The 3,152-nt window shown below is 36.6% G+C and carries 1 protein-coding gene; it reads left to right on the top strand.

The window, feature by feature from the left end; translation table 11 throughout:
* Window positions 1–143: 143 nt before the first annotated feature.
* Window positions 144–2,999 carry a M16 family metallopeptidase gene (locus tag PHO43_RS09765; RefSeq protein WP_288012130.1) on the top strand — a complete coding sequence of 952 codons (2,856 nt, stop codon included), beginning with the start codon at window positions 144–146 and terminating at the stop codon, window positions 2,997–2,999.
* Window positions 3,000–3,152 lie beyond the last annotated feature (153 nt).

Genomic DNA, 3,152 nt, shown 5'->3' on the forward strand with positions numbered 1-3,152 from the left:
GGAATGGATAATTTACTGGGTAAAGACAGAAAAAACTGGATTTACGAGAACCGGCCTTATCTTGCTTTTACGCTGGGTTTTAATATCGAATAAATAAATTACTGGAAATACTACATTATTAACAAGTATAAAACAAGTATAATATGAATAAGAAAACGTTTCTTATAATTGGATTGCTCGTTCAGGTTGCATTCTTAGCTGCACAATCGTTCGATATATCAGAAGCATTGCCTGTCGATAAAGAATTTATTACAGGTCGGCTAGAAAATGGACTTACCTATTATATCAGAGAGAGCAAATTAAGTGAAAACAGAGCTGATTTTTTTATTGTCCACAATGTAGGTTCTCTGCAGGAAGAGGAAAACCAGCGCGGATTGGCCCATTTTTTAGAACATATGGCTTTTAACGGTACAAAACATTTTCCCGGTAAGCAATTGCTCAACTATTTCGAAAGTATAGGCGTACGATTTGGGGTAAATGTAAATGCATACACTTCCATGAGCCGTACTGTATACAATATATCGGAAGTACCTGTAACCAGGAGTTCAGTGGTTGATACTGCTTTATTGGCACTGCACGACTGGTCACACTACATCAACTGTCTGCCTGAAGAGATTGAAAGTGAGCGAGGAGTAGTTCGTGAAGAAATGCGAAGAGGTGACAACCCGCTGACAAGAACAATGCAGGCCATATCAAAAATTCAACGTACCAACTCACGTTTTGCCGAAAGGACCCCTATAGGATTAGCTGAAGTGATAGAAAACTTTGACCATCAAGATTTAATCGACTTCTATCATAAATGGTACAGGCCTAACCTGCAAGCAGTAATTGTTGTAGGAGATATTAATGCCGTAGAGATCGAAAAAAAAATCATAGAGAGGTTTTCCACAATCCCAAATCCTGAAAATGAAACGAAGAAGATATATTATACGGTTCCCGATAACAAGGAGCCCATTGTTGGATTTTTCACTGATCCTGAAACAAAAGCGAGCTCAGTAAGGATGACTGTAAAAATACCGCATCGCTCTGTTGCCGAAAGGCAAACACATGCATTTGTATACGATAAGCTTGTGGAAGAACTATTTTTAGAGATGTTTAAATCAAGATGTACGGAAAGAGCCAAAAAGACCGGTGCTGATTTTCGCGTAATCGTTCCGGTATTCGGTGAAATTGATTATGCATGTAAAACTTTTACTGCAACTGCTATGCCTGCACACGGGAAAGATCTATACACAGCTCTCAATGGTGTTTTAGAAGAAGTTGAACGTATAAGGCAACATGGAATGACAAGATTAGAATTGGATAATGCTAAAAATATTGTAAGAGCAAACATCAGAAAAAAACAATCTAATCAAGTGCAAAAACCGGCCAACAAAGATTTTGTTAATATTGCAGTAGAAAACTTTACACGGAACAAGGCACTTGTGAATCATACAGAATTAATGGATCTGACATACTCAATGTTAGACAAAATAAAAATTTCAGATATTAATGACAACATTGAAGTCTTTTTAAATGAAAACAACAGGATAATAATCTTTGCTGCACCGGAAAGTGACAAAGAATCACTTCCTTCAGCCACTGAGGTGTTAGGGCTCGTTAAATCAGTCCAAAATAAAGCTCTAGAACAATATAACCCTGTGATCAAAAAAGAACTTGCTCTCTCAGTACCAATAAATCCAGGTAGAATTTCAGGTTTCCGCCAGATAAGTGCAGCTGACCTTGGCATTAAATATAAAGTACCACTTGATTCAACCACTGAGATCAAGCTTGAAAATGGAGCAAGGGTCATATGGAAAGAATCGTACGGAAACGGTAAAAAAGTTAGGCTATCAGCCTTTACTCCGGGAGGTTATGCTCGTCCTCACTCCATAGAGGAGATTATGATTCTGAAAAATTACATGAGGTACTATAATGTAGCCAACTTAAACTGGAATGAATTGAGGGAATGGAAACATACCAATAGCATCAGATTAAGCCAGTCAGTCAACAGAAGAACAGATAACTATTCAGGGGATTTTTATCCGCAAAAAAGTGAAAATTTCTTTAAACTGCTCTACTCCCATTTCACTGACGTTTCTGCAGACCAAACAGAGCTCAGTAAGTTCCAACAACGATTTTTAAAGACTATCGGAGAAGAAAAAAATGAAACAAAACTATTTGAGGATTCAGTTAAGAGACTTACCTACTCTTCCGATCCTCTTAAAACTAACTTCGATACTCTATATATTCAGTCAATTAATACGGAAAAATTAAATAAACTTTATAAGCGTCATTTTTGTAATCCAGCTGAGTTTACATTCATATTTACCGGCCCTATGCCTGTTAAAGATGCTGTCCCTTTAATAGAAAAATATTTAGCCTCTATTGCTGTCAATCACCACGCACAAGAAAAAATTTTGGAATACAAAGATCCTGAATTAAACAGAGGAAAAGTAGAACTTTTTTATAATGCGAAAAACACAATAACATCGAAGGCTTCAGTATCTATCACTTACCATACAGATATTGAATATAGCTCAACAAATTATGCAAACACGCTGTTTTTACGTGATATATTATCCAGAAGATGTTATCAAAGCATTCGCGAGGACAGAGGAGGCACCTATCATGTCGCTGTATCCGCATCACTCATCAGACACCCTCAATCGCAACTTGTTGTAAAGATTGAATTTGAGACTAATTCTTCAATGATTCCTGAATTATTGAAAGTTGTACAGCATGAAGCAGATCTATTAGCAAAGGATGGACCTACCATAAAAGAGATTGATGAAGTAAAGAAATATCGGGAAAAAGTCCTGAATAATAATAAGATTATTCCCTGGTCTACCATCATTACCCAATCAATATTAAATGAAGAATTTCTGGATACTAATGATTCTGAATTGTTGGATGAGGTTAATGCAGCAAGGATACATAATCTGGCTAAACAACTATTTGGCTCAGGTAATAAAATGACTTTTGTCTTTGATCCCCGGGATAGCACAGTTGAACAATAAAAGGGTCAACCTATCTCAAGCGTTACCGACGTAAATCATTATATACAACTTCCCGATTGAAGAAATTTCAATCGGGAAGTCTTTATTAAACTATTCATGAGTCCTCTCCGAAAACCTCAAAACCCAATTTTATCGGTTTGCAACTTATTGAAT

It is taken from the genome of Lascolabacillus sp. (genome assembly GCF_028696275.1).
In the GTDB taxonomy this organism is placed as follows: domain Bacteria; phylum Bacteroidota; class Bacteroidia; order Bacteroidales; family Dysgonomonadaceae; genus Proteiniphilum; species Proteiniphilum massiliensis.